This window comes from Pseudomonas wadenswilerensis (assembly GCF_900497695.1).
Classification (GTDB): Bacteria; Pseudomonadota; Gammaproteobacteria; order Pseudomonadales; family Pseudomonadaceae; genus Aquipseudomonas; species Aquipseudomonas wadenswilerensis.
The window spans coordinates 115,070-141,403 of sequence record NZ_UIDD01000011.1; the positions used below are offsets into that span (position 1 = coordinate 115,070).

23 protein-coding genes are annotated in these 26,334 nt (G+C 62.3%); 18 read left to right on the forward strand and 5 right to left on the reverse strand.

Annotated features, from left to right (window positions below; genetic code table 11):
* Positions 1-14 precede the first annotated feature (14 nt).
* A complete protein-coding gene (locus tag CCOS864_RS23335) occupies positions 15-1,388 on the reverse strand; it encodes an amino acid permease (protein ID WP_115088605.1) in 1,374 nt (457 codons plus the stop codon).
* 52 nt (positions 1,389-1,440) lie between these two features.
* The gene (locus CCOS864_RS23340; RefSeq protein WP_115088606.1) at positions 1,441-2,382 is read right to left on the reverse strand and encodes an AEC family transporter; all 942 of its coding nucleotides are present in this window, start codon (positions 2,380-2,382) and stop codon (positions 1,441-1,443) included.
* A 182-nt stretch (positions 2,383-2,564) separates the two neighbouring features.
* Here CCOS864_RS23340 and CCOS864_RS23345 point away from each other — a divergent pair, with 182 nt between their 5' ends.
* Positions 2,565-4,205 carry a phospholipase gene (locus CCOS864_RS23345; protein ID WP_115088607.1) on the forward strand — a complete coding sequence of 547 codons (1,641 nt, stop codon included), beginning with the start codon at positions 2,565-2,567 and terminating at the stop codon, positions 4,203-4,205.
* A 14-nt stretch (positions 4,206-4,219) separates the two neighbouring features.
* Positions 4,220-4,408, forward strand: a complete 189-nt coding sequence (locus CCOS864_RS23350; protein ID WP_115088608.1) for a hypothetical protein — start codon at positions 4,220-4,222, stop codon at positions 4,406-4,408.
* A 115-nt stretch (positions 4,409-4,523) separates the two neighbouring features.
* On the opposite strand, the gene CCOS864_RS23355 is transcribed toward CCOS864_RS23350, so the two are convergent.
* Positions 4,524-5,084 (reverse strand): response regulator transcription factor, encoded by a 561-nt coding sequence (locus CCOS864_RS23355; RefSeq protein WP_010223415.1) that lies wholly within the window; start codon positions 5,082-5,084, stop codon positions 4,524-4,526.
* Positions 5,084-6,340 carry an ATP-binding protein gene (locus tag CCOS864_RS23360; RefSeq protein WP_010223416.1) on the reverse strand — a complete coding sequence of 419 codons (1,257 nt, stop codon included), beginning with the start codon at positions 6,338-6,340 and terminating at the stop codon, positions 5,084-5,086. The genes CCOS864_RS23355 and CCOS864_RS23360 overlap by 1 nt, the downstream gene beginning before the upstream one ends.
* A gap of 201 nt (positions 6,341-6,541) precedes the next feature.
* On the opposite strand from CCOS864_RS23360, the gene CCOS864_RS23365 reads away from it, so the two are divergent.
* The 14 genes from CCOS864_RS23365 to CCOS864_RS23430 all read left to right on the forward strand — a co-directional run bounded on the left by CCOS864_RS23365 (position 6,542) and on the right by CCOS864_RS23430 (position 22,648).
* Positions 6,542-7,258, forward strand: a complete 717-nt coding sequence (locus CCOS864_RS23365) for an SIMPL domain-containing protein (protein ID WP_115088609.1) — start codon at positions 6,542-6,544, stop codon at positions 7,256-7,258.
* Positions 7,259-7,572: 314 nt separating this feature from the next.
* Complete coding sequence (locus CCOS864_RS23370) at positions 7,573-9,198, forward strand: ABC transporter substrate-binding protein (protein WP_115088610.1); 1,626 nt, start codon at positions 7,573-7,575, stop codon at positions 9,196-9,198.
* A 254-nt stretch (positions 9,199-9,452) separates the two neighbouring features.
* Positions 9,453-11,045 (forward strand): ABC transporter substrate-binding protein, encoded by a 1,593-nt coding sequence (locus CCOS864_RS23375; RefSeq protein WP_115088611.1) that lies wholly within the window; start codon positions 9,453-9,455, stop codon positions 11,043-11,045.
* 203 nt (positions 11,046-11,248) lie between these two features.
* Positions 11,249-12,598, forward strand: a complete 1,350-nt coding sequence (locus CCOS864_RS23380) for an OprD family porin (protein ID WP_115088612.1) — start codon at positions 11,249-11,251, stop codon at positions 12,596-12,598.
* 72 nt (positions 12,599-12,670) lie between these two features.
* On the forward strand, positions 12,671-14,266 hold the full coding sequence (locus tag CCOS864_RS23385) for an ABC transporter substrate-binding protein (protein ID WP_115088613.1): 1,596 nt from the start codon (positions 12,671-12,673) through the stop codon (positions 14,264-14,266).
* A 74-nt stretch (positions 14,267-14,340) separates the two neighbouring features.
* The gene (locus CCOS864_RS23390; RefSeq protein WP_036993941.1) at positions 14,341-15,351 is read left to right on the forward strand and encodes an ABC transporter permease subunit; all 1,011 of its coding nucleotides are present in this window, start codon (positions 14,341-14,343) and stop codon (positions 15,349-15,351) included.
* 10 nt (positions 15,352-15,361) lie between these two features.
* On the forward strand, positions 15,362-16,291 hold the full coding sequence (locus CCOS864_RS23395) for an ABC transporter permease subunit (protein WP_036993939.1): 930 nt from the start codon (positions 15,362-15,364) through the stop codon (positions 16,289-16,291).
* A gap of 10 nt (positions 16,292-16,301) precedes the next feature.
* The gene (locus CCOS864_RS23400; protein ID WP_115088614.1) at positions 16,302-17,270 is read left to right on the forward strand and encodes an ABC transporter ATP-binding protein; all 969 of its coding nucleotides are present in this window, start codon (positions 16,302-16,304) and stop codon (positions 17,268-17,270) included.
* A complete protein-coding gene (locus tag CCOS864_RS23405; RefSeq protein WP_115088615.1) occupies positions 17,270-18,238 on the forward strand; it encodes a peptide ABC transporter ATP-binding protein in 969 nt (322 codons plus the stop codon). The genes CCOS864_RS23400 and CCOS864_RS23405 overlap by 1 nt, the downstream gene beginning before the upstream one ends.
* Before the next feature lie 150 nt (positions 18,239-18,388).
* Positions 18,389-19,198 (forward strand): AraC family transcriptional regulator, encoded by an 810-nt coding sequence (locus tag CCOS864_RS23410; RefSeq protein ID WP_115088616.1) that lies wholly within the window; start codon positions 18,389-18,391, stop codon positions 19,196-19,198.
* Between the two features lie 61 nt (positions 19,199-19,259).
* On the forward strand, positions 19,260-20,666 hold the full coding sequence (locus CCOS864_RS23415; RefSeq protein WP_115088617.1) for an NAD(P)/FAD-dependent oxidoreductase: 1,407 nt from the start codon (positions 19,260-19,262) through the stop codon (positions 20,664-20,666).
* A 32-nt stretch (positions 20,667-20,698) separates the two neighbouring features.
* The gene (locus CCOS864_RS23420) at positions 20,699-21,040 is read left to right on the forward strand and encodes a cupin domain-containing protein (protein ID WP_115088618.1); all 342 of its coding nucleotides are present in this window, start codon (positions 20,699-20,701) and stop codon (positions 21,038-21,040) included.
* Between the two features lie 55 nt (positions 21,041-21,095).
* On the forward strand, positions 21,096-22,175 hold the full coding sequence (locus CCOS864_RS23425; protein ID WP_115088619.1) for a polyamine ABC transporter substrate-binding protein: 1,080 nt from the start codon (positions 21,096-21,098) through the stop codon (positions 22,173-22,175).
* Between the two features lie 110 nt (positions 22,176-22,285).
* A complete protein-coding gene (locus CCOS864_RS23430; protein WP_115088620.1) occupies positions 22,286-22,648 on the forward strand; it encodes a hypothetical protein in 363 nt (120 codons plus the stop codon).
* Between the two features lie 130 nt (positions 22,649-22,778).
* Here the strand turns inward: CCOS864_RS23430 and CCOS864_RS23435 are convergent, their stop codons facing one another.
* Complete coding sequence (locus CCOS864_RS23435; protein WP_010223431.1) at positions 22,779-24,362, reverse strand: peptide chain release factor 3; 1,584 nt, start codon at positions 24,360-24,362, stop codon at positions 22,779-22,781.
* 334 nt (positions 24,363-24,696) lie between these two features.
* Between CCOS864_RS23435 and CCOS864_RS23440 the strand changes: the two genes are divergently transcribed.
* The gene (locus tag CCOS864_RS23440; RefSeq protein ID WP_115088621.1) at positions 24,697-25,410 is read left to right on the forward strand and encodes an ABC transporter permease; all 714 of its coding nucleotides are present in this window, start codon (positions 24,697-24,699) and stop codon (positions 25,408-25,410) included.
* A gap of 14 nt (positions 25,411-25,424) precedes the next feature.
* Entirely contained in the window at positions 25,425-26,333 is a 909-nt protein-coding gene (locus CCOS864_RS23445; protein WP_115088622.1) for a glycine betaine ABC transporter substrate-binding protein, read from the forward strand.
* The last annotated feature ends 1 nt before the right edge of the window (position 26,334 follow it).

Genomic DNA, 26,334 nt, shown 5'->3' on the forward strand with positions numbered 1-26,334 from the left:
TTCGGGCGAGGCCGTCAGTTGCTGACGACGGCGGCCTTCTGCCCCTTCTTCTTCAGCCAGAAAGCCACGCCCAGGGTGGCGATCCAGGCCGGGATCAGCATCACCGAGATGCGGATCGGCGGGGTCAGGTACATCACCACCAGAATCAGCCCGATGAACGCCAGGCACAGGTAGTTGGTCACCGGGTGGCCCCAGCTCCGGTAGAAGGTCGACTCGCCCGACGCCTGCTTGGCGCGGCGGAACTTCAGGTGGGTGATGCTGATGCTTGCCCAGTTGATCACCAGCGCCGATACCGCCAGCGCCATCAGCAGGCCGAAGGCCTCGCCCGGCATCAAGTAGTTGATCAGCACGCACAGGCCGGTGGCCAGTGCGGAAACCGCCAGTGCGGTCAGCGGCACGCCGCGGCGGTTGACCTTGAGCAGGGCACGCGGCGCGTCGCCCTGGCTGGCCAGGCCGAACAGCATGCGGCTGTTGCAGTACACGCAGCTGTTGTACACCGACAGCGCGGCGGTCAATACCACCACGTTGAGGATGGTCGCCACCAGGTTGCTGTCCAGGTTGTGGAAGATCATCACGAACGGGCTGCCGCCCTGCACCACCTTCTGCCACGGGTACAGCGACAACAGCACGGCCAGGGCGCCGATGTAGAAAATCAGAATGCGATAGACCACCTGGTTGGTGGCGCGCGGAATACTGTGGCGCGGATCGTCGGCTTCGGCGGCGGTGATACCAACCAGCTCCAGGCCGCCGAAAGAGAACATGATCACCGCCATGGCCATCAGCAAGCCGGTGAAGCCGTTGGGGAAGAAGCCGCCGTACTGCCAGAGGTTGGCCACGCTGGCATCCGGCCCGCCATTACCGCTGGCCAGCAGCCAGGCGCCAAAGCCGATCATGCTGACGATGGCGATGACCTTGACCAGGGCGAACCAGAACTCCATCTCGCCATAGACCTTCACCTGGGTGAGGTTGATCAGGTTGATCACCACGAAGAAGATCGCCGCCGTCGCCCAGGTCGGGAAGTCCGGCCACCAGTACTGCACGTAGATGCCCACGGCCGTCAGCTCGGCCATGCCGACCAGGACGTAGACCACCCAGTAGTTCCAGCCGGAAACGAAACCGGCGAACTCGTTCCAGTAGCGGTGGGCAAAGTGGCTGAAGCTGCCGGCAACCGGCTCGTCGACCACCATCTCGCCCAGCTGGCGCATGATGAAGAACGCCATCAGGCCGGCAATCGCGTACCCCAGCAGCACGGCCGGGCCGGCCATCTGAATGGTCTGGGCAATGCCCAGAAACAGGCCGGTACCGATGGCGCCACCCAGGGCAATCAACTGGATATGGCGATTTTTCAACCCGCGCTGTAATCGCTCTGGGGGGTTCTGTTCTTGCATGAAGTGTCCTTGAAGGTGGAAGGCAGTGTTGGCTTTATTGTCGGCACAGAATCTAGATCCAGCCGCCCCACTGCAAGAGGAAAATGCCGATATTCGTGGTTATGGCGGCCATCAGCGTGGTTATCACGATGATCGAGGCGGCCAGTTCATGGTTACCGTTGGCCGCTCGGGCCATGACATAACTGGCGGCGGCGGTCGGGCTACCGATGTACAGGAACAGGATGCCCAGCTCCGCCCCGCGAAAACCGCAAAGCCAGGCCGCCAGGGTGCCGATCACCGGCAGCCAGATCATCTTCACCAGGCTGGCGCTGACCGCCAGGCCGCCACTCTCACGCAGCGAAACCAGCGACAGGGTACCGCCGATGCAGATCAATGCCAGCGGCAGGGTCATCTGCGCCAGGTAATCGCCGGAGGTCAGCAGCCAGTTCGGCAGCGGCACTTGCCCGTAGGCCATGGGCGTGGCCAACAGCACGCTGATGATCAGCGGGTTGCGCAGGATACTCTTGAAGATGCTCCAGGGGTCGGACTTCATGCTCGGGCTGTACACCGCCAGCACCACCGACGACAGCGAGTTGTACAGCAGGATCACCAGGCCGGCGAGGATCGCCCCCAGCGAGATACCGTAATCGCCGTACATGCTCGCTGCCAGCGCCAGGCCGATGACCCCGTTATTGCCGCGGAAACCGCCCTGAGTGTAAATCCCGCGATCCTCGCGCGGGCAGCGCCACAGGGCCACCCCCCAGGCCAGGGCAAAACTGCCCAGAGTGGCTGCCACGAAAAACACCAGCAGCCCGGGTTTGACCGCTGCGGTCAGGTCGGCGTGATAAATCCCCAGAAACAGCAGCGCCGGCATGCACACGTTGAACACCAGCGACGACGCGGTGTGGATGAAGCCGTCGTTGATGGCCTTGATGCGCTTGAGCAGCACGCCCATGAACAGCATGGCGAACACCGGCGCCGTGATGTTCAGCGTCTGGATAAAAAGGGCGAGCATGCAGGGTGGTCCCGATGGCTGTCGTTAGGGGGCTAATGATACGTCAGCCATCCGTTGATGCCTCGCATTCTGACGTAAGAAAAAAGAATTGTTGACGTAGGAAATGGTTTGGATATGATCAAAACAACTGTACATACATACAGTTATTTATCGAAATCCATGACATCTCAAAGGAGTTGAATATGTCAGGTATGCAAACCGGACTGCACGCCCAGAAGGCGCTCGCCACCACCGTGGTCGCCGACCTCGATGCCCTGTTCAGTGTCGACGGCATCAAGATTCCCGGCCCCGACACCCGCGTCGTATTGGTCATCGACGGCCACCACACCATCAAGTACCACCGCCTCGGCCTGCCGGCCAAACCGCCAGCCAGCGGCAAGCCGGTGCTGCGTTTTGAAGGCGGCGAACACACCGCCATCGGCGACAACGCCCTGCTGCGCTTCAGCCAGGACAGCGCGCCGATTCCAGCCTGGAAAGTCGCCCTGCACCTGGCCAATGGCCTGACCCTCAGTTACGGCCAGATCGTCGCTCTGGGCGGCGACTTCTATGGCATTCCCGAGCGGCCGATTGCCGATGGCGCCAATGCTGAAGAACGCGTCCAGCGTTTTGCTGCCGCCTTTGATTCGCTGGCCGTGCTTCCCGCCTCCCGGGAAGAAGCCGGCAAGATCCTCGCGGTCATGCAGCAAGAAATCGCCGCTGCCAACCAGGCGATCAAAGACGGTCGCCAGCCCCACGAAGCCTACGATCAGTTGGGCGATACCCTCTCGGAAGAATGGAACAAGATCACCGGCGGTGGCAGCTTCGTCTCGCCGATGTTCCCCCTGGGCCGCTACCTCAAGCTTGCCGCCAGCAACTGGGACCACTTTGGTGAATGGGCGCTGCTGGCCTACATCGCCGGGCACACCGCGGCCCTGCGCCAGGCCGTGAAAGCACGGGCCAGTGGCGATGACGGGCAACTGGAACTGGCCTACGCGATGAACGCCTTCGCTGATCACTTCCTCACCGACCTGTTCTCGGCCGGCCATGTGCGTGTACCGCGCAAGGCGATCAAGGACAACGTCACCCCGGCCGACCTCGGCTCGCTGATCTCGCGTTTCATGCACGATGAAGACAGCAAGTACGGCCTGGTGCTGCGCAATGCCCAGGGCGATACCTGGCGTGGTTATGGCGACAAGCGCTATTTCGACAGCATCGACGTGACCAACCGCAAGCAGGTGGGCCTGGCCGTGCAGAAGTCTGTCGATGAAATTTTCCAGGCTTTCGACACGGGCAATCTACCTGCGCCGACAGCCTACGGTGCGCTGCGCATCGCCGCCGACCTGCAGGCCGCAGTAGAAGGGCAAGTGCCGGGCAACTTCGCGCCGCTGTTTGCCCTGCGCAACGGCAAACTGATGCGCCGCGCCGACGTCAACAACCTCAATGACCCGGCGCAGATCGACAACTGGTGGGGCTGGAGTACTTACCTGCTGCTCAAGGACTACACCCCGAACAAACCCACCGGCCACCTCGAAGCCCCTGCCGGAGCCCCGAGCGTTCGCGCCGACGGCTGGCAGACCCAGGTGCCGAGCCAGCCAAACTGGCTGCCTGGTCATGCCGTGCGTTACGCAGTGAGTGTGGTCAACGGCCTGAACGAATCGTACATCGGCCCGTGGAGCGACTATGCCGAATTGACTGAGCGCTTCCAGCCGACCCTGACGGTGCCGGTGGACACCTCCGGCAAGTCTGTTTCGCGCAACCTGTTCCGCCAGTTCCGCGGCGGCTCGCCGGAACTGATCGCCTCGCTGGATGCGGGCACCACGACCTATATCGATCAACACCAGTGATAAGGAAATCACTCATGAGCATTACCCTGAACATTGAACTGGCGTCGGGCCAGTCGCTCAAGGATGTACCCCTGGAACTGCTGCGCGATGGCGTGGTGATCAGCCGCGCCAAGCTGGCTGCAACGGGCAAGGTGGTGTTTGATGCCGCGCCCGGGGCCGGGCAGTTGGCAGTGCGGGTGGATCGAACGATCCTGAATCGCTAAGGGCTGCTTCGCACCCCATCGCCGGCAAGACCGGCTCCCACAAAGGTCAGTGCCATGCACAATTCCTGTGGGAGCTGGCCTTGCCAGCGATGGGGCCAGAACAGATTTGAAGCTATCAGCGCCGCACCGGGCGCTTCTGCAGTTTGCGCTGCAAGGTCCGCCGATGCATGCCCAAGGCCCGGGCCGTGGCGGAGATATTGCCTTCATGCTCGGTCAGCACGCGCTGGATGTGTTCCCACTGCAGGCGGTCCACCGACATCGGGTTTTCCGGCACCAGGCTGTCGAGGTCGGCGTGTTCGGAGAGCAGCGCGGCCAGCACATCGTCGGCATCGGCCGGCTTGCACAGGTAGTTGCAGGCGCCGCGCTTGATCGCCTCGACCGCAGTGGCGATGCTCGAGTAACCGGTGAGGATCACCACGCGCATTTCCGGGTCCAGCTCCAGCAGCTTGGGCAGCAGTACCAAGCCGGAATCGCCGTCCATCTTCAAGTCCAGCGTGGCGTAGTCCGGCACGTCGTCCTGGGCGATTTTCAGGCCCTCCTCGGCAGAACCTGCGGTGCTCACGCGAAAGCCGCGGCGACTCATGGCCCGGGCCATCACCCGGGTAAAGGTGGCGTCGTCGTCAACCAGCAGCAGGTGCGGCAGCTCTTCGCCTTCAACCTGGATTTCATCACTCATCACACATCTCCTCGCGCGTCACGCGGCAGGCGCAGCTCGGTGAGCGTACCGCCTTCCTCATGACTATAGAGTTTTACCGAGCCGCCAGCACGGGTCACGCTGGCCTTGCTCAAGAACAGGCCCAGGCCGAAGCCTTTGCCCTTGGTGGTAAAGAAGGGTTTTCCAATCGATTCGGCAATGGCCGCCGGCACGCCGGGGCCGTGGTCGCGGATGCTGATCACCATGTCCTGGGCGTCCCAGTCCAGGCGTACTTCCAGATCATCCGGGCAGGCATCGGCGGCGTTGTTCAACAGGTTCAGCAAGGCCTGGGTCAGGTCCGGCGGCGGCGCCAGGCGCGGCACGCTGCCCTGGCCCAGGCGCTGGAAGCGGTAGCTGGCCTCCGGGCGCATCAGGTGCCAGCGGTTGAGCGCCTCGTCAAGCCAGAAGGTCACTTCCTGGTTCTCGACCGCCAGGCGCCGGTTGGCTTCCGCGGCGCGCACCAGGTTCTGCAGGGTCTCCTTGCACAGCTTGACCTGGTCCTGCAGCACCGCCAGGTCTTCCTGCAGCAGCGGGTCGCTGTGGTCCTGGCGCATTTCCTTGATCAGCACGCTCATGGTCGCCAGCGGCGTGCCCAGTTCATGGGCGGCGCCAGCGGCCTGGGTGGCCACGGCCAGCAGTTGCTGGTCACGCAGTCCCTCCTCGCGGCGCTCAGCGCGCAGTTGCTCCTGGCGACGCAGCTCTTCGGCCATTTTCGCGGCGAAGAAGGTAATCACGGCGGCGGCCAGGGCGATACTCAGCCACATGCCGTAGACCTGCATCTTCTCCCGGGCCATGGGGAAGGTTTCGAGCGGATAGAACTGCACCAGCAGCAGGCTGTAGGCCGCCAGGGCGATACCGGAGAGGATCAGCGAGTAAACCCAGGGCAAGGTCACCGCAGCGATGGCCAGCGGCACCAGGTAATAGGACACGAAGGGGTTGGTCGAACCGCCCGAGTAATACAGCAAGGCACTGTGGATCAACAGGTCACAGGCCAGCTGGAAGGCATACTCCAGCTCGGTGACCGGCAAGGTCAGGCGCAGGCGCAAGGCCGTGAACGCGCACAGCAGCATCGACAGGCCGAGGGTGATGACCAGCGACAGCCACGGCAGCGGCAGTAGTTCGGTCCAGTAGGCGACACCGACCGAGCCGGCCTGGGCAGCAAGCACCAGGATGCGGATGAAGGTCAGGCGCCAGAGGTTCTGACGGGTTGCAGACAACATTTGTACGGGGGCGAGCATGAGCTCTCCTGATGAGTGCTCCAGGCGAATCGTCGCGAGTATACCGAAGCTGTGGCCTGGTCTGCAGTGATGCGGCAAAGCGCCACACTTTTTTACATAACAATGATGGCCATTTTGAACCTCACTACACTGTTGCCAGTCTTATGGGCCAGCGTGCAAAGGTTATGTCCGTGCCCGCGCCTCAATTTCAAGGAGTCATACATGTCTATCACCCGCAGCAGCGCCGCCCTGGTCATGGCCACCAGCTTGCTAGCCAGCCTTCCGGCACTGGCTGAAGAAGCGCCCCGCTACAACCAGATTTCGCTGCGCGCCGAAGTCAGCAAGGAAGTGGCCCGCGACCTGATGGTCGTGACCCTGTACAGCGAAGCGCAGAATACCGACCCGGGCAAGCTGGCCACGCAAATCACCGAGACCATGAACAAGGCGGTGAAACAGGCCCGCGAAGTCAAGGACGTGAAGATCAGCCAGGGCAGCCGCAACAGCTATCCGATCTACGACAACAAGGGCCAGAAGATCACCGGCTGGCGTGAGCGCGCCGAACTGCGCCTGGAAAGCGCCGACTTCCCGGCCCTGTCGCAACTTACCGGTACCCTGCTGCAGGACCTGAAAATGGGCGGCATGGACTTCTCCATCGCCCCGGCCACACGCAAGACCAGCGAGGACGACCTGCTCAAGGATGCCGTCAACGCCTTCAAGGCCCGCGCCCAACTGGCTACCGAAGCCCTGGGCGGCAAAGGCTACAAAGTGGTCAACCTCAACCTCAACAGCAGCGGCTACCCGCATCCTTATGCCCGTAGCGCGCCAATGATGATGAAAGCCGGCATGGCCGAAGACGCTGCTGCCGTTCCGGAAATCGAAGCGGGCACCAGCCAGGTGACCCTCAGCGCCGACGGCACCATCGAAGTCCAGATGCCCTGATCGACGTTACTTTTCCGCTGTTTCGCGGCAGCTTCGGCTGCCGCGAACGCTGTTACTTGTAGCACCTCGCGCCCCAATTTAGTGCAAAGACTGACTCGATATAGAGATATCGTCTTCGAAACACACTGAAACACCCCCTCGCAAACGATCAACTCCGTAAAAAATTATACGGATGCGACATTCCTGTACGTTCGTCCCACTGTTTTCTGTCACACATCCCTTTGAGTGTTGCATTGGGTATGGGGCCTGCATAAGTATCCGCAGGTCGGCTCACAAGGCCCCCTCAAATCAAAAATGACAACAATGAGGCCACCATGCTCAAACACGCGGTCATTCCGTTTCTGGTCGGCGCAGGCTTGCTTGCCAGCGCACCCTCCGCCCTTGCGGCGACTAACCTGGTGTTTTGCTCCGAAGGCAGCCCCGCGGGCTTCGACCCGGGCCAGTACACCACCGGAACCGACTTCGATGCTTCAGCCGAGACCGTCTTCAACCGCCTGAGCCAGTTCGAGCGTGGCGGCACCGCGGTCATCCCGGGCCTGGCGACCAGCTGGGACATTTCCGAGGATGGCCTGACCTATACCTTCCACCTGCGCGAAGGGGTCAAGTTCCACACCACCGAGTTCTTCAAGCCGACCCGCGCGTTCAACGCCGACGACGTGCTGTTCACCTTCAATCGGATGCTCGACAAGGACATGCCGTTCCGCAAGGCGTATCCCACCGAGTTCCCGTACTTCACCGACATGGGCATGGACAAGAACATCGCCAAGGTCGAAAAGCTCGACGACCACACGGTCAAGTTCACCCTCAATGGCGTCGATGCCGCGTTCATCCAGAACCTGGCCATGAGCTTCGCCTCGATCCAGTCCGCCGAATACGCCGACCAGTTGCTCAAGCAGGGCAAGCCCGCCGACATCAACCAGAAGCCGATCGGCACCGGCCCGTTCGTGTTCAGCAAATACCAGAAAGACGCGCAGATCCGCTTCAAGGGCAACAAGGATTACTGGAAGCCTGACGATGTGAAGATCGACAACCTGATCTTCGCCATTACCACCGATGCCTCGGTGCGCATGCAGAAACTCAAGAAGAACGAGTGCCAGGTCACCCTGTTCCCGCGCCCGGCCGACATCGAACCGCTGAAGAACGACCCGAACCTGAAGATGCCTGACCAGGCCGGCTTCAACCTCGGCTACATCGCCTACAACGTGATGGACAAGATCAAGGGCAGCAACGAGCCTAACCCGATGGCCCAGCTCAAGGTCCGTGAAGCGCTGGACATGGCGGTGAACAAGCAGCAGATCATTGACTCGGTGTACCAGGGCGCCGGCCAGATGGCAGTCAACGCCATGCCGCCGACCCAGTGGTCCTACGACACCACCATCAAGGATGCCAAGTACGATCCGGAGAAGGCCAAGCAACTGCTAAAGGAAGCCGGCATCAAGGAAGGCACCGAGATCAACCTCTGGGCCATGCCGGTGCAACGCCCGTACAACCCCAACGCCAAGCTGATGGCCGAGATGCTGCAATCGGACTGGGCCAAGGTCGGCATCAAGGCCAAGATCATCAGCTACGAGTGGGGTGAGTACATCAAGCGCTCCAAAGGCGGCGAAAACGGCGCCATGCTGATTGGCTGGAGCGGCGACAACGGTGACCCGGACAACTGGCTGGGCACCCTGTTCGGTTGTGATGCCCTGGAAGGCAACAACTTCTCCAAATGGTGCTACAAGCCGTACGACGACCTGGTCAAGCAAGCCAAGGCCACCTCCGACCAGGCCAAGCGCACCGAACTGTACAAGCAAGCGCAACACATCCTCAAAGAACAGGTTCCGATGACACCCATCGCTCACTCGACGGTGTATCAACCTATGCGTTCAACCGTACAGGACTTCAAGATCAGCCCGTTTGGCTTGAACTCCTTCTATGGGGTCAGCGTGACCAAGTAGCAGCCAACCGGATCGGCCCCGCGACGCCACACGGCACCCGGGGCCGTACCCTGATGGCCTGGCAGGTCAACCGCTAGCGCATCGACACGGAACCGTCGCCCGCCCTATCGGATACCTCCTACACACCTCTGCGTAATCGCACCTATCTGCAACGCCCTGATGGACCTACCGTCAAGGGTGCAGCGTAGTCGGCGCGATTCGTACAGCTGTGCGCCATGGACCACGTGAAAAACAACAAGAGAGAAGGGACTGTCATGCGCCACACCCCGATTTATGCGGCACTGCTGGGCTTCGGCCTGCTCGCCCAGGCCCCGGCAAGCCTGGCCAAAAACCTGGTGTTCTGCTCCGAAGGCAGCCCGGGCGGATTTGACACCGCCCAGTACACCAGCGCCACCGACAATGACGCCGCCGAACCGATCTATAACCGCCTGGTGGAATTCGAACGCGGTGCGACGGCCGTCAAGCCGGCCCTGGCGAAAAGCTGGGAGGTTTCCGACGATGGCCTGACCTACACCTTCCACCTGCGCGAAGGGGTCAAGTTCCACAGCAACAAGGATTTCACCCCGAGCCGCGACTTCAACGCCGACGACGTGCTGTTCACCTTCAACCGGATGCTCGACCGCAACCACCCGTTCCGCAAGGCCTACCCCACCGAGTTTCCCTACTTCGTCAGCATGAGCCTGGACAAGAACATCGCGCGGATCGAGACGACCGACCCGATGACCGTGGTCTTTACCCTCAACAGCGTCGATGCCGCTTTTGTGCAAAACCTGGCGATGAACTTTGCCTCTGTGCTCTCGGCCGAATATGCCGAGCAGCTGATGACGTCGGGGCGCCCCAGCGACATCAACCAGAAGCCGATCGGCACCGGTCCGTTCGTGTTCCAGCGTTACCAGAAGGACTCGCAGATCCGCTACCGCGGCAACAAGGACTACTGGGACCCGAGCCAGGTGAAGATCGACCAGTTGATCTTCTCGATCAACACCGACCCGTCGGTGCGCATCCAGAAGCTGCGCAAGAACGAATGCCAGGTCACCCTGCACCCGCGCCCCGCCGATCTCAACGCCCTGAAGAGCGACCCGAAGCTGCAGGTCATCGAGAAGCCCGGTTTCAACCTCGGCTACATCGCCTACAACGTGCGGCACAAACCCTTCGACCAGCTCGAGGTGCGCCAGGCCATGGACATGGCGATCAACAAATCGGCCATCGTCAAAGCGGTGTACCAGGAGGCTGGGCAGCTGGCGGTGGGCAGCATGCCGCCGACCCAGTGGTCCTACGACGACAGCATCAAGGATGCCGATTACAACCCGGACAAGGCCCGCGAATTGCTCAAGGCCGCCGGGGTCAAGGAAGGCACTGAAATCACCCTCTGGGCCATGCCTGTGCAACGCCCGTACAACCCCAATGCCAAGCTGATGGCCGAAATGCTCCAGGCCGACTGGGGCAAGGTCGGTCTGAATGTGAAGATCGTCAGCTACGAATGGGGCGAATATCTCAAGCGCACCAAGGACGGTGAACACGACATCTCGCTGATCGGCTGGACCGGCGACAACGGTGACCCGGACAACTGGCTCGGCACCCTGTACAGCTGCGACGCGATTGGCAGCAACAACTACTCCATGTGGTGCGACCCGCAGTACGACGCCCTGGTCAAGAAAGCCAAGACCATCACCGACCGCGAGCAACGCACCGCGCTTTACCAACAGGCGCAACAGCGCCTCAAGCAACAATTGCCCATCACCCCGATCGCCCACTCGACGGTCAACCAGCCGCTCAGTGCCAAGGTCGTGGATTTCAAGGTAAGCCCCTTCGGGCGCAACAACTTCTCAGGCGTCAGTACCGAATAAACCACTGCATCGGCCACGGGGGTGCACTCCACCCTCGCGCCCGATATCAGCCTGAATATGCCCGATCGCCTTACAGCAAACGATTGCAACCCTTGTACCAACCGGCAAGACGCCCAGCTCACAAAGCCAGGCGGTAACTAAAAAAAGAAAAGAAAAGAAAAGGGAGCTTTACCTTGAGACGAACCAAAACCGCAGTACTGGCAATGTCCCTCAGTGGTCTGTCAGCCATGGCCCAAGCCGAGCCCGCCAGCCAGGACTTCGTTCCGGTCAGCGTCAAATCCACCAGCGCCCAGAGCGAAGCCAAGGGCTTCATCGAAGGCCAGAGCCTGTCCGGCTCGACCCGCAACTGGTACGCCCGCGAACGGGCCACCCGCGCGCCAATGTGGAAGTACTACAAAAGCGACGGCACCCAACACGACACCCACAGCCGTGACAACTGGGTACAGGGCACCATCCTCAACTACACCTCGGGCTTTACCGAAGGTACCGTCGGCTTCAGCACCGAAGTCGCCGCCTACAACGCCATCGCCCTGGAGCGGGGCCGTGCCGCAGTCGCCGGGCCGAACAACCGGACCCTGACCCACAGCGATGGCGACGTAATCGGCCAGTGGAGCAAGATGGGCCTGGCCAACGTCAAGGCGCGGGTCTCCAACACCACCCTGACCGCCGGCCGCCAATCGATGGACACCCCGGTGCTTGCCTATATCGGCAACCGCGCCTTGCCGTCGAGTTTCGAGGGTGTGAGCATCCGCAGCGAAGAATTCGACAACCTGTCCTTCGATATCGGCACCTTCGACCGGCTCTCGACCCGGACCGAACAAGGCACCAGCAAATTCGTTGCCGAGTATGGTGATCGCGCCTTTGAAGCCGATCACGTCAACATCGCCGGCGTCAGCTACCAGCCGCTGAAGAGCCTGAAAACCAGCTTCTACGTGTCCAACGTCGAAGACCTGTGGAACCAGTACTACTTCGGCGCCAGCCATGAGCTGGGCGACAGCGCGGTGCTGAGCCTGACCACTGGCCTGAACTACTACAAGACCAAGGACGAAGGCAAAAGCAAGCTCGGCGACATTGATAACGACACCTACAGTCTGTCGTTCGGCCTGACCCACCAGGCCCACAACCTGACCTTCTCCTACCAGCAGGTCAACGGCAACGAATACTTCGACTACCTGCACGACACCAACGCGATCTTCCTGGCCAACTCCCTGCTCTCGGACTTCAACGGCCCGAACGAGAAATCGATGCAGATCGCCTACGTGTTGAACATGGCCCAGTACGGCGTACCCGGCCTCAAGTTCAACCTGTACAACGCCCGCGGCTGGGGCATCGACGGTACCCACTACAAGAGCACCGGCTACGACGTCCGTGGCCTGGACGACGAGAACCACTACGAGTGGGGCATCGGCACCACCTACGCGGTGCAGAGCGGCACGCTCAAGGACACCACCATCCGCGCGACCTACACCGCCCACCGGGCCAGCAAGGCCCAGGCCGACGGCAGCCTGGACGAGCTGCGGATTGTCACCACCATTCCATTCAATTTCCTCTAGAACGCCCTGGCCCGGTCGGTTCGCCGAATCGACCGGGACGGCTACTCTGGTTAATCGATTGCAGGAGGTTTCATGAAACTGTTACCACTACAGGCTGCCCTGGCAGCCGTCCTGTTGAGTACTGCGGCGGGCCTCTCGGCCAAGCCGCTGGTGGTGTGTACCGAGGCCAGCCCGGAAGGCTTCGATATCGTCCAGTACACCACTGCCGTGACCGCCGATGCCTCGGCCGAGGCCATCTTCAACCGCTTGGTCGACTTCAAGCCAGGCACCACCGATATCCAGCCGGCCCTGGCCGAACGCTGGGACATCAGTGACGACGGCCTGACCTACACGTTCCACCTGCGCGAAGGGGTCACGTTCCACACCACCGATTACTTCAAGCCCACGCGCGACATGAATGCCGACGACGTGTTGTGGAGTTTCCGACGACAGCTGGACCCGAATCACCCGTGGCACAACAAGACCAGCATCGGCTTCCCCTATTTCGAAAGCATGGGTTTCAAGGACCTGCTCAAAAGCGTCGAGAAGACCGACGAGCACACCGTGGTCTTCACCCTGACCCGCCCCGAAGCGCCCTTCCTGCGTGACCTGGCCATGGCCTTCACCTCGATCTACTCTGCCGAATATGGCGACCAGCTACTCAAGGCTGACAAGACCACCGACCTCAACAGCAAACCAATCGGCACCGGCCCGTTCATCTTCCAGCGCTACAACAAGGACGCGCAGGTTCGCTACAAGGCCAACCCGGAGTACTTTCGCGGCAAGCCTCCAGCCGATGCGCTGATTTTCGCCATCGCCAATGACAACAACGTGCGCCTGCAGAAGCTCAAGGCCAACGAGTGCCAGGTGGCGCTGTATCCCAAGCCCGACGACATCCCCAGCATCAAGGCCGACCCCAAATTGAAAGTGGCCGAGATGGAAGCACTGACCACCGGCTACATCTCGCTCAACACTGAACACAAGTACCTGAGCGATGTGCGCGTGCGCAAAGCCATCAATATCGCCTTCGACCGCCAGACCCACGTCGACCAGCTGTTCGGCAAAGGCAACGCGCTGGTCGCGGTCAACCCTTACCCACCGACCATGATCGGCTACAACACCGACAACAAGAACCCGCCCCGCGACCTCGACAAGGCTCGTGCCCTGCTCAAGGAAGCCGGTGTGCCCGAGGGCACGGTGCTGACCTTGTTCACCCGCAACGGCGGCGGCCCGACCAACCCCAACCCGCGACTGAGCGCCGAAATGCTCCAGGCAGACCTGGCCAAGATCGGCCTGACCGTCGACATCCGCGTGATGGAGTGGGCGGAGATGCTGCGCCGCGCCAAAAAAGGCGAAGCCGATATGGTTTCCACCGGCTGGGCCAGCGACAACGGCGACCCGGACAACTTCCTCAGCCCACTGCTTAGCTGCGACGCGGTGAGAAGTGGCGAGAACTATGCCCGCTGGTGCAATCAAACTTTCCAGCAGTTGATCACCAAGGCCCGCGAAGTCACCGACAACGATGAGCGTGCAGCGCTCTATGTAAAGGCTCTGGCGGTGTACGATGAAGATCAACCGTGGATCAGCATGGCGCACCCGCAGATGTTTACCGCCATGCGCGACAACGTTGAGGGGTACCACATCAATCCCCTCACCAATAACAACTTCGCCACTACCCAGGTGAAGTAGAACAAGAACGACCGCCGGCGCCCCACCCGGGTGCCGGTGGGCATGCCTGACCGGCTGATGAGGTACTCCAGAAGATGTTTAGTTTTATTGCCCGGCGACTGGGATTGCTGATCCCGACCTTCTTCGGCATCACCTTGCTGACGTTTGCGCTCATACGGCTGATACCCGGCGACCCGGTGGAGGTCATGATGGGCGAGCGCCGGGTCGACCCGGAAATGCACGCCCAGGCCATGGAACGCCTTGGCCTGAACAAGCCGCTGCCCGAACAGTACCTGGACTACGTCAGCAAGCTCGCCCAGGGTGACCTTGGCGAATCGCTGCGCACCCGCGAAAGCGTCTGGACCGAGTTCCTCGCGCTGTTCCCGGCGACCCTCGAACTGGCCATGGCGGCACTGTTTTTCGCTGGCGTGATCGGCCTGCTGGCCGGGGTAATTGCCGCGCTCAAGCGGGGTTCGCTGTTCGACCACGGGGTCATGGGCATCTCGCTTGCCGGCTACTCGATGCCGATCTTCTGGTGGGGCCTGATCCTGATCATGTTCTTCTCCGTGAGCCTGGGCTGGACCCCGGTTTCCGGACGCATCGACCTGCTCTACGACATCGAGCCGAAAACCGGCTTCATGCTCATCGATACCCTGCTCAGCGACGAAGAAGGCGCCTTCAAGGATGCGCTGATGCACCTGATCCTGCCGGCCATCGTGCTCGGCACCATTCCGCTGGCGGTAATCGCACGGATGACCCGTTCCTCCATGCTCGAAGTGCTGCGTGAAGACTACATCCGCACGGCCCGGGCCAAGGGCCTGTCTCCGGCCCGCGTGGTGTTCGTGCACGGCCTGCGCAACGCGTTGATCCCGGTGCTGACAGTATTCGGCCTGCAGGTCGGCACCCTGCTTGCCGGTGCGGTACTGACCGAAACCATCTTTTCCTGGCCGGGCATCGGCAAGTGGCTGATCGAAGCCATCGGCGCCCGTGACTACCCCGTGGTACAGAACGGCATCCTGTTGATTGCCTGCCTGGTGATCCTGGTCAACTTCGTCGTGGACATCCTCTACGGCCTGGCCAACCCACGCATCCGTCATCAGCGCTGAGGGCCCCGTCATGACTACCCCACTTCCGAAATCTGTCACCACCCCGGCCACCGCTGTCGACCAGAGCCTGCTCTACCCTTCGCCGTACAAGGAGTTCTGGCAGGCCTTTTCACGCAACAAGGGCGCGGTCGCCGGCCTGATGTTCATGAGCCTGATCGTGTTCTGCGCGCTGTTCGCCCCCTGGGTGGCACCGCACAATCCCAGCGAGCAGTACCGTGATTTCCTGCTGACCCCGCCGGTATGGCTCGAAGGTGGCAACTGGCAGTTCATCCTCGGCACCGATGAGCTCGGCCGGGACCTGCTCTCGCGGTTGATCCAGGGCTCGCGCCTGTCGCTGCTGATCGGCCTGTCGTCGGTGGTGATCTCGCTGATCCCGGGGATCTTCCTTGGCCTGCTGGCCGGATTCTTCCCGCGCATCCTCGGCCCGTCGATCATGCGCCTGATGGACGTGATGCTGGCCCTGCCCTCGCTGCTGCTGGCCGTGGCGATTGTCGCCATCCTCGGCCCTGGCCTGATCAACACCGTGATCGCCATCGCCATCGTCTCGTTGCCGTCCTATGTGCGCCTGACCCGCGCGGCAGTAATGGGCGAGCTGAACCGCGACTACGTCACCGCCGCACGCCTGGCCGGTGCCGGCCTGCCACGGCTGATGTTCGTCACCGTGCTGCCCAACTGCATGGCGCCGCTGATCGTCCAGGCCACCCTGAGCTTCTCTTCGGCGATCCTCGACGCCGCCGCCTTGGGCTTCCTCGGCCTTGGTGTGCAGCCGCCAACCCCCGAGTGGGGCACCATGCTGGCTTCGGCCCGCGACTACATCGAACGCGCCTGGTGGGTCGTGAGCCTGCCTGGCCTGACCATTTTGCTCAGCGTGCTGGCAATCAACCTGATGGGTGACGGACTGCGCGATGCGCTGGACCCGAAACTCAAGAATGCCGCCTGAGGAGATCGCCATGTCACTTCTGCAAATAAAAAATCTGAATGTGCGCTTTGGCGACGCCAACGCGGTACCGGTGGTCGACGGCCTGGACCTCACGGTCAATGAAGGTGAAGTGCTGGCCATCGTCGGCGAATCGGGTTCGGGCAAATCGGTAACCATGATGGCACTGATGGGCCTGATCGACGCGCCGGGGCGGATCACCGCCGATGCCCTGACCTTCGACGGCACCAATATGCTCAAGCTCAGCGGCCGGCAACGGCGCAAGGTGGTGGGCAAGGATATGGCGATGGTCTTCCAGGACCCGATGACCGCCCTCAACCCCAGCTACACCGTGGGCTTCCAGATCGAAGAAGTGCTGCGCCAGCACCTCGGCCTGCGTGGCAAAGCCGCCCGCCAGCGTGCCCTGGAATTGCTCAAGAAGGTGGAAATCCCCGGCGCCGAAAGCCGCCTGGACGCCTACCCGCACCAGCTTTCCGGTGGCATGAGCCAGCGGGTGGCGATCGCCATGGCGATTGCCGGCGAACCCAAACTGCTGATCGCCGACGAACCGACCACCGCCCTCGATGTGACCATTCAGGCGCAGATCATGGAGTTGCTGCTCAACCTGCAAAAAGAGCAGAACATGGCGCTGATCCTGATCACCCACGACCTCGCCGTGGTTGCCGAAACCGCCAAGCGCGTGTGCGTGATGTACGCAGGGCAGGCCGTGGAAGTCGGCCAGGTGCCGGAATTGTTCGACGTGCCTGCGCACCCCTACAGCGAAGCGCTGCTGGCGGCGATTCCCGAGCACAGTGAAGGCGCCGAGCGCCTGGCGACCCTGCCAGGTATCGTCCCCGGTCGCTATGACCGCCCCGAGGGTTGCCTGCTGTCGCCGCGCTGCCCCTATGTGCAGGACAGCTGCCGTCGGCAACGGCCGACCCTCGATCCCCAGGCCCATAGCCTGGTGCGTTGTTTCTATCCGCTGAACCAGGAGGTGGCGTAATGACCGTCGTCCTTACCGCCCGTGAACTGACCCGTCACTATGAAGTTTCCCGTGGCCTGTTCAAGGGCCATGCCCTGGTACGTGCACTCAACGGTGTGTCCTTTGAACTGGAAGCGGGCAAGACCCTGGCCGTGGTTGGCGAGTCCGGCTGTGGCAAGTCGACCCTGGCCCGGGCCCTGACCCTGATCGAGGAGCCGTCGTCCGGCTCGCTGAAGATTGCCGGTCAGGAAGTCGCCGGGGCCAACAAGGCCGAGCGCAAGCAACTGCGCAAGGACGTGCAGATGGTGTTCCAGAGCCCTTACGCCTCGCTCAACCCGCGGCAGAAGATCGGCGACCAGTTGGGCGAACCGCTGCTGATCAACACCAAGCTGTCCAAGGCCGAGCGCCGCGAAAAGGTCCAGGCGATGATGCAGCAGGTCGGCCTGCGCCCCGAGCACTACCAGCGCTACCCGCACATGTTCTCCGGTGGTCAGCGCCAGCGTATCGCCCTGGCCCGGGCGATGATGCTGCAACCGAAAGTGCTGGTAGCCGACGAGCCGACTTCGGCCCTCGACGTGTCGATCCAGGCCCAGGTGCTGAACCTGTTCATGGACCTGCAGAAAGAGTTCAACACCGCTTATGTGTTCATCTCCCACAACCTGGCGGTAGTGCGCCATGTGGCCGACCAGGTGCTGGTGATGTACCTGGGCCGGCCAGCGGAAATGGGCCCCAAGGAGGACATCTACAGCAAGCCGCTGCACCCTTACACCCAGGCGCTGCTGTCGGCCACGCCAACCATTCATCCGGACCCGCTCAAGCCGAAGATCAAGATCGCCGGCGAGCTGCCCAACCCGCTCAACCCGCCGCCTGGCTGTGCCTTCCACAAGCGTTGCCCGTATGCCACTGAGCGTTGTGCTGCCGAGGAGCCGGCGTTCAGGCAGGTGGGGACGCGGCAGGTGGCGTGCCATTACGCCGAGCAGTTCCTCTAAGGGCTGCTTTGCAGCCCATCGCTGGCAACGCCAGCTCCCACAGGATCCCTGTGTCCCGGACCCTGTGGGAGCCGGCCTTGCCGGCGATTGGAGCGCGCAGCGGCCCCAACGGCAGTTGAGCCTTGATCAGCCTTGGGGCACTATCAGTCAATGACCCCAGACCCAATCCCCGACGGCCCGGAACAAACCCCGGAAACCGCCGCCACCGTCCTGCGCTACCACCTGTGCTGGAAGCATCGCGACCTCGACGGGGTCATGGCCTTGTATCACCCCGATATCCAGTACAACGACTACTTCCAGAACCGCGTCCTGCACCTGGATGAGCTGCGCGAATACGTGCGCGTGAGCATGCCCGGCGAAGCCGATGAAGATATCGTCCATAGCGATCGCATACGTGTCGACGGCTGCACCGCCTTCATCCAGTACCAGGTCACCCTGCGTGGTGGCGAGGGCCTGGTGGCGTTCCAGTCCAGCGAAGCGATCACCGTGCGCGACGGGCTGGTCTGGCGGGTCAACGAGTACGCCTCGCTGGTTCGCACCCCCAGCCAGGACCCCGGCCACAACGACCTGCGCCCGGCAGTCAGCCGCCTGGGCCTGTCACCGCGCCAGCTGAGTTTCATGGCCCAGGACCTGGAGCAGTACTTCCAGCGCCAGCAACCTTACCTCGACCCGGAACTCGACCTGCAGCGCGTTGCCCGCGAAAGCGGCTACAGCCGCAACCAGATCTCCTACCTGCTCAACCAGGTGCTCGGCCAGAGCTTCTACCGCTACGTCAACCAGGCTCGCCTGCAACACCTGCTGACCAGCCTTGGTGCCACCTCCACGGTCGCACGCATCGACGAACTGGCCTTTGCCGCCGGCTTCAACTCGCTGTCGGCGTTCTACAAGTGTTTTCGCCAGCACACCGGCCTGTCGCCCAAGGCCTATGTGAAGCAGAATTCTCTGCGTGCACGCACGTAAGACACAGCGCCCCGCAAGCTTCTAGGATCGCCACAGACCGTTACCAATGTGGAGCCGAACAATGCTGGCATGGCGCAGTATCAGCCTGTGGATGGACCAACTCGATGAGCCGTTGAGCGCCCGCCCGGCGCTGCAACAGGACCTGGACGTCGACGTCTGCATCATCGGCGCTGGCTATACCGGCTTGTGGACCGCCTACTACCTCAAGCGCCTGGCGCCGCAGCTGAACATCGCCATCGTCGAAGCGCAGATTGCAGGCTTTGGTGCCTCCGGGCGCAATGGCGGCTGGCTGATGGGCAACCTGCTGGGCGAAGACCGCCTGCTCGCCGGCTGCACGCCCGAACAGCGGCGCGCCGCCTACGACCTGCTGCACGGCATCCCCGATGAAGTTGCCCAGGTGCTCGAACGCGAAGGCATCGACTGCGACTACCGCAAAGGTGGCGTGCTGTATTGCGCAGCGCGCTACCCCGAGCAGGAAACCAGCCTGCGCGCGTACCTGAACAAACTCTACAAACAGGGCCTGACCGAAGCCGACTACCGCTGGCTTAGCCCCAGCGAGCTGGCGCCAGAGCTGCGCATCAGCCGCCCTTATGGCGCAATCTTCAATCCCAACGTCGCCACCATCCAGCCGGCCAAACTGGTGCGTGGCCTGGCCCGCACGGTAGAGGCCATGGGGGTGAAACTCTATGAGAACAGCCCCGTCACCCAATGGCGCGCTGGCGAAATACGTACCCTGCAAGCGCGGGTCAAATGCCAGTGGCTGGTACCGGCGGTCGAGGGCTACTCGGTCAACCTGCCGCCGCTGGGCCGTTATCAATTGCCGGTACAAAGCCTGCTGGTGGCCACCGAGCCGCTGCCCGAACAGATCTGGGATCAGATCGGCCTCAACCGTGGCCAGGCTTTCAGCGAGAACAGCCGCCAGGTGACTTACGGCCAGCGCAGCGCTGACAACCGCCTGGTGTTTGGCGCGCGCGGGGGGTACCGATTCGGCGGACGCCTGCGCGAGAACTTCGACCTCACCAGCAGCGAAATCGAGCTGCGCCGCTACCTGTTCGGCGAACTGTTCCCGCAACTGAAGAACGTCAACATCACCCACGCCTGGGGCGGCAACCTGGGCATGGCCCGGCGCTTTGCACCGCACATGTTCTGCGACCGCAAACAGAGCATTGCCCTGGCCGGCGGCTACGGCGGCGAAGGCGTTGGCGCCAGCAACCTCGGTGGACGCACCCTGGCCGATCTGATTCTTGAGCGGCGCGGCGTGCTCACCGAACAACCCTGGGCCAGCCACGACCGTGCCCTGCACAGCCTGCCCGGCTGGGAGCCGGAACCCTGCCGCTGGCTGGGCTACAACGCGATCATCAAGAGTTTCGTCCATGAAGACCAGACCCTCGCCAACCCGTCCAGCGCCCCCTGGCGCCGACGCCTGGCCAGCGGCGTGGCGGACTTCATGGAAGGTTTCATGCGCTGATTTTTCGATCCCCCTGCACAGGACTCACCGGTATGAGCATTACCCAGTTCAAGAACACCGACAGCGTCACCCTGGACGAATCCAACCCGGTGGCCGTGCCGCTCGGCGAGCCGGTCTCGATCGCCTCGGTGACCTGCGTCGAGCGCAGCGATGGCGTCGAAACCGGCATCTGGGAATGCACCCCGGGACGCTGGCGCCGGCAGATCGTCCAGCAGGAGTTCTGCCACTTCATCAAGGGCCGCTGCACCTTCACCCCTGACGGCGGCGAACCGCTGACCATTGAAGCCGGCGACGCCATCCTGCTGCCGGCCAACAGCACCGGCATCTGGGATATCCAGGAGACCGTGCGCAAGACCTACGTGCTGATTTTCTGATCATTTGATCGCCTGCCTCCTTCGATAAAAAACAGACCAAGCAAGGAATCCAGACATGCGCCCATTGCTCTTCGCACCACTATTGCTGGCCGCCTCCATCGCCCAGGCGGCCGATACGGTGAAAATCTACAACTGGTCCAGCTACATTGCCCCCGACACCCTGAAGAACTTCCAGCAGGCCAGCGGCATCGTGCCGACCTACGACGTGTTCGACAGCAACGAAACCCTCGACGGCAAGCTGATGACCGGCAACTCCGGCTATGACGTGGTGTTCCCGTCCAACCACTTCATGGCCCGGCAGATCCAGGGCAAGGCGCTCAAGCAACTGGACAAAAGCCAGCTGCCCAACTGGAAAAACCTCAACCCGGTGCTGCTCAAGGCCCTGGAGGTCAACGACCCGGGCAACCAGTACGGCTTCCCCTACCTGTGGGGCAGTACCGGGATCGGCTACAACATCGACAAGGTCAAGGCGGTGCTGGGCGACAATGCCCCGGTGGATTCCTGGGACCTGATCTTCAAGCCCGAGTACATCAGCAAGCTGAAAAGCTGCGGCGTGGCGGTGCTCGACAACGGCCCGGAACTGCTGCCCATCGCCCTCAACTACCTGGGTTTGCCGCACCACAGCCAGCAGCCGAAGGATTACGACAAGGCCAAGGAACTGCTGATGAAGGTGCGCCCGTATATCAGCTACTTCCACTCCTCCAAGTACACCGCTGACCTGGCCAACGGCGACATCTGCGTGGTAGTGGGCTTCTCCGGCGACGTGCTGCAGGCCAGGAACCGGGCCGAAGAAGCCAACAACGGCGTGAAGGTCGGCTACTCGATCCCCAAGGAAGGCGCGCCGATGTGGTTCGACATGGTCGCCATGCCGGCCGACGCCCCGGACGAAAAAGCCGGCTACGCCTACATGAACTACCTGCTGCAGCCTGAGGTGATGGCCAACATCAGCAACCATGTGCAATACGCCAACGGCAACCTCAAGGCCGACCCCTTGGTCGACCCCGCGCTCAAGGCCAATACCATGATCTATCCGAGCGACGAGATGCTCGGCAAGCTCTACGCCCTGGAAGCGATGCCGGCGAAGATCGACCGTATCCGCACCCGGATCTGGACCAGCATCAAGGCCGGCAATTGATATAAGTAACACCCCTGTCCTGCTTGCCCGCGGCAATCTCCAGCGATTGCCGCGGGGATCGGCCCCCGGTTGCCTTTTACCACCGGGACCGTTTCATACTGCAACAGGAATTGATCCGCGACGAACATCTGAGCCGCGACTACCAGCAGCAACTGCTGACCCTGATCAGTGGCCTGGCCGAACGCCTCGACATCTCGTTTGCACCCGCTCCGCTGCCGTCACGCCAGACACAGGTTCTGGCGCCGTACGACCGGGCCATCGCTGCCCGGCTGCCGGGCAATGTGGTCAAAGCGCTCAACCGCTACTACAGCGAACGTGACGAGATTGCCGGGGGCCTGGGTAGCCTGCGGGAGCGGGCCAAGGCGCAGGCTGTTGCTGCCCATGCACCGCTCTGGTTACGCAAGGCATCGGCAACCGATCAAGATCACCGGCACCCGGGACCTCAACCAGGCCCGCCAGGTGTTCTTGAATGACAGCGAAAAACGCGCGCAGATCATGCTGTCCAATGCCGACAGCCTGGCATTGCTGATCTACCGGTTAGGCGCAGAACTGCACCCATGAGGGAGGCAACCCCGCCGCACCGAAGGCGGCGGGGTATGACAATCAGTGATGCTCGCGGGTCGCGCGGAACTTCACATCCGGCCAGCGCTCTTCCATCAGCGCCAGGTTGACCCGGGTCGGAGCCAGGTAGGTCAGGTGACCACCGCCGTCGATGGCCAGGTTTTCCACGGCCTTGTTCTTGAATTCCTCGAGCTTCTTCTTGTCGTCGCAGCTGATCCAGCGCGCCGACCAGACGGTGATGGGCTCGTAGGCACACTCGACCTTGTACTCTTCCTTCAGGCGGCTGGCGACCACATCGAACTGCAGCACACCGACGGCGCCGAGGATGATGTCGTTGCTGCGCTCCGGGAAGAACACCTGGGTCGCGCCCTCTTCAGCCAGTTGCTGCAAGCCCTGGCGCAGTTGCTTGGACTTGAGCGGGTCTTTCAGGCGCACGCGGCGGAACAGTTCCGGAGCGAAGTGCGGAATACCGGTAAAGCCCAGGGCCTCGCCTTCGGTGAAAGTATCGCCGATCTGGATGGTGCCGTGGTTGTGCAGGCCGATGATGTCGCCGGCCCAGGCCTCTTCCAGCTGCTCACGCTCGGAGGAGAAGAAGGTCAACGCATCGCCGATGCGCAGGTCCTTGCCGGTGCGCACGTGGCGCATTTTCATGCCTTTTTCGTAACGGCCCGAGCAGATACGCATGAAGGCGATACGGTCGCGGTGCTTGGGGTCCATGTTCGCCTGGATCTTGAACACGAAACCGCTGAACTTCTCTTCGGTCGGCTCGACGGCGCGCTCGTTGGCCTCGCGCGGCAGCGGGCGTGGCGCCCAGTCGACGACGGCATCGAGCACGTGGTCGACACCGAAGTTGCCCAGCGCGGTACCGAAGAACACCGGGGTCAGCTCGCCACGCATGAATTCGCCCTGGTCGAATTCGTGGCAGGCGCCCTGCACCAGTTCCAGTTGCTCGAGGAAGCGCTCGTACTCGTCGCCAAGGTGGGCGCGGGCTTCATCGGAGTCGAGCTTCTCGATGATCTTCACCTCGGTGCGCTCGTGGCCGTGGCCCGGGGTGTAGACGATGATGTAGTCGCCCGCCAGGTGGTACACGCCCTTGAAATCGCGGTAGCAACCGATCGGCCAGGTGATTGGTGCGGCCTTGATCTTCAGGACCGCTTCAATTTCATCGAGCAGTTCGATCGGGTCGCGGATGTCACGGTCAAGTTTGTTGATGAAGCTGACGATCGGCGTATCACGCAGGCGGCAGACGTCCATCAGGGCGATGGTCCGTGGCTCGACCCCTTTACCGCCGTCGAGCACCATCAGCGCCGAGTCGACGGCGGTGAGGGTACGGTAGGTATCTTCCGAGAAGTCTTCGTGGCCCGGGGTGTCGAGCAGGTTGATCATGTGCTCGCGATAGGGGAACTGCATCACCGAGGTGGTGATGGAGATACCACGCTGCTTCTCCATTTCCATCCAGTCGGAGGTGGCATGGCGGTCGGACTTTCGCGATTTCACCGTACCGGCGACGGCAATTGCCTTGCCCATCAGCAGGAGCTTTTCGGTGATGGTGGTCTTACCCGCATCGGGGTGGGAAATAATGGCGAAGGTGCGGCGTTTCGCGACTTCGGCGGCCTGGTTGGTCATGGGAAATCGCCTGGCAGGTGATTCAAAAAAAGGGCGCAGATTATAGCCCAAATTTGCCCCCGAACTGAACCGTTGGGTTAATCAGCGCTGGCCAAATGCCGCTTCAGATGGGAACCTTTACGGCTGTGGAGGCGTCCACTCCCCTGATCCGCAATCGGTCATGACCGTTCGTCAGGGTTGGTTTCACCGGCACTACGAGCCTGACGAGGCTTCGCTTATGGCGTGTTCCGCTCCGTTTCCGGACAACGCGCTGCTTATCGCGATCACACTGCCTGCCGCCTGGAATGGTGGCCGCCACGGGAGTGTGTTCGCCGACAACAAAAGGAGTCCGCCTGTGGCTAAAAGCTATGGCAAGGGGCTGATGGGATGTGCCTTCGTGCTCGTCATCCTGGCCCTGCTGATCCACTGGATCGGCATCGATACGATCGCGCACTACCGCGCCGATCTGTGGTTCTACCTGCAAGCGCACCTGATGCTGGTGTTGCTGTCGATGGTGGCGGCGTTAGCCGTGGGCATACCCGCTGGGATTGCCTTGAGTCGACCCCACCGGGTCGACCGCGCCGAACGCTTCATGCAGTTTTTCAACATTGGCAACACCATCCCCCCTCTGGCCGTTCTGGCCATTGCCCTGAGTTTCCTGGGCATTGGCGCCGGTCCCGCGATCTTCGCGCTGTTCCTCGCCTCCCTCCTGCCGATCGTGCGCAACACCTACGAAGGCCTGAAAAACGTTCCCGCCTCGCTCAAGGAAGCCGCCACCGGCATCGGCATGACCCCGCGCCAGACCCTCTGGCGGGTCGAGCTGCCCAACGCCGTGCCGATCATCGTCGGCGGTGTACGGGTGGCGCTGGCGATCAACGTCGGGACTGCGCCGCTGTCGTTCCTGATTGGCGCCAATAGCCTGGGCAGCCTGATCTTCCCCGGCATTGCCCTGAACAATCAGCCGCAACTGCTGCTTGGCGCGGCCTGTACCGCCCTGCTCGCCCTGCTGCTCGACGCCCTGGTGGCGCAGTCCAGCCGCCGTTGGCTTGAACGCGGCCTGGCCCACTAAGCGAAGGAACTCTCATGAAAAGAATCGCCTTGTTGCTGGGCGCGGCCCTGCTGTTCGCAGGATTTGCCCAGGCCGCCAGCAAACCTGTGATCCGCCTCGGTGCGCGGGTCTTCACCGAGCAGACGGTGCTGGCTGAAATCACCGCCCAGTACCTCAACCAGAACGGCTTCGACGTACGCATCACCGGCGGGCTGGGCAGCAACCTTGCCCGCAGCGCCCACGAAACCGGCCAGCTGGACATGGTCTGGGAATACACCGGTGTTTCGCTGGTGTCCTACAACCATGTCGACGAACGCATGCCCAGCGCCGCAGCCACCTACGCCAGGGTCAAGGAACTGGATGCGAAGAAAGACCTGATCTGGCTGACGCCGTCGAAGTTCAGCAATACCTACGCCCTGGCCCTGCCGCGCAAGGTTGCCGAGCAGTACCCGCAGATCAACAGCATCAGCGAACTGAACCAGCTGCTGCGCGACGAGAAGGACCGCCCCCACGTGGTGGCCCTGGACACCGAGTTCGCCAACCGTCCCGATGGCCTGGTGGGCCTGACCGAAACCTACGACCTGCAACTGACCCGCCGCGACATCCGCCAGATGGACGCCGGCCTGGTCTACACCGCGCTGCGCAACGGCCAGGTGTTCAGCGGCCTGGTGTACACCACCGACGGCCGCCTGAGCGCCTTTGACCTCAAGCTGCTGGAAGACGACAAGCACTACTTCCCCGACTACACCGCGGCGCCGGTGGTGCGCAAGGCCGTACTCGACGCCAATCCGCAACTGGCCAGCCTGCTCAAGCCACTGGCCGAACAGCTCGACGACGAGACCATGCGCCAGCTCAACGCCAAGGTCGATGTCGAGCACCAGAGCCCGGGCAAAGTCGCCGCCGAGTACCTGCGCCAGCACCCACCTGCACAGGAGCAGCCATAAC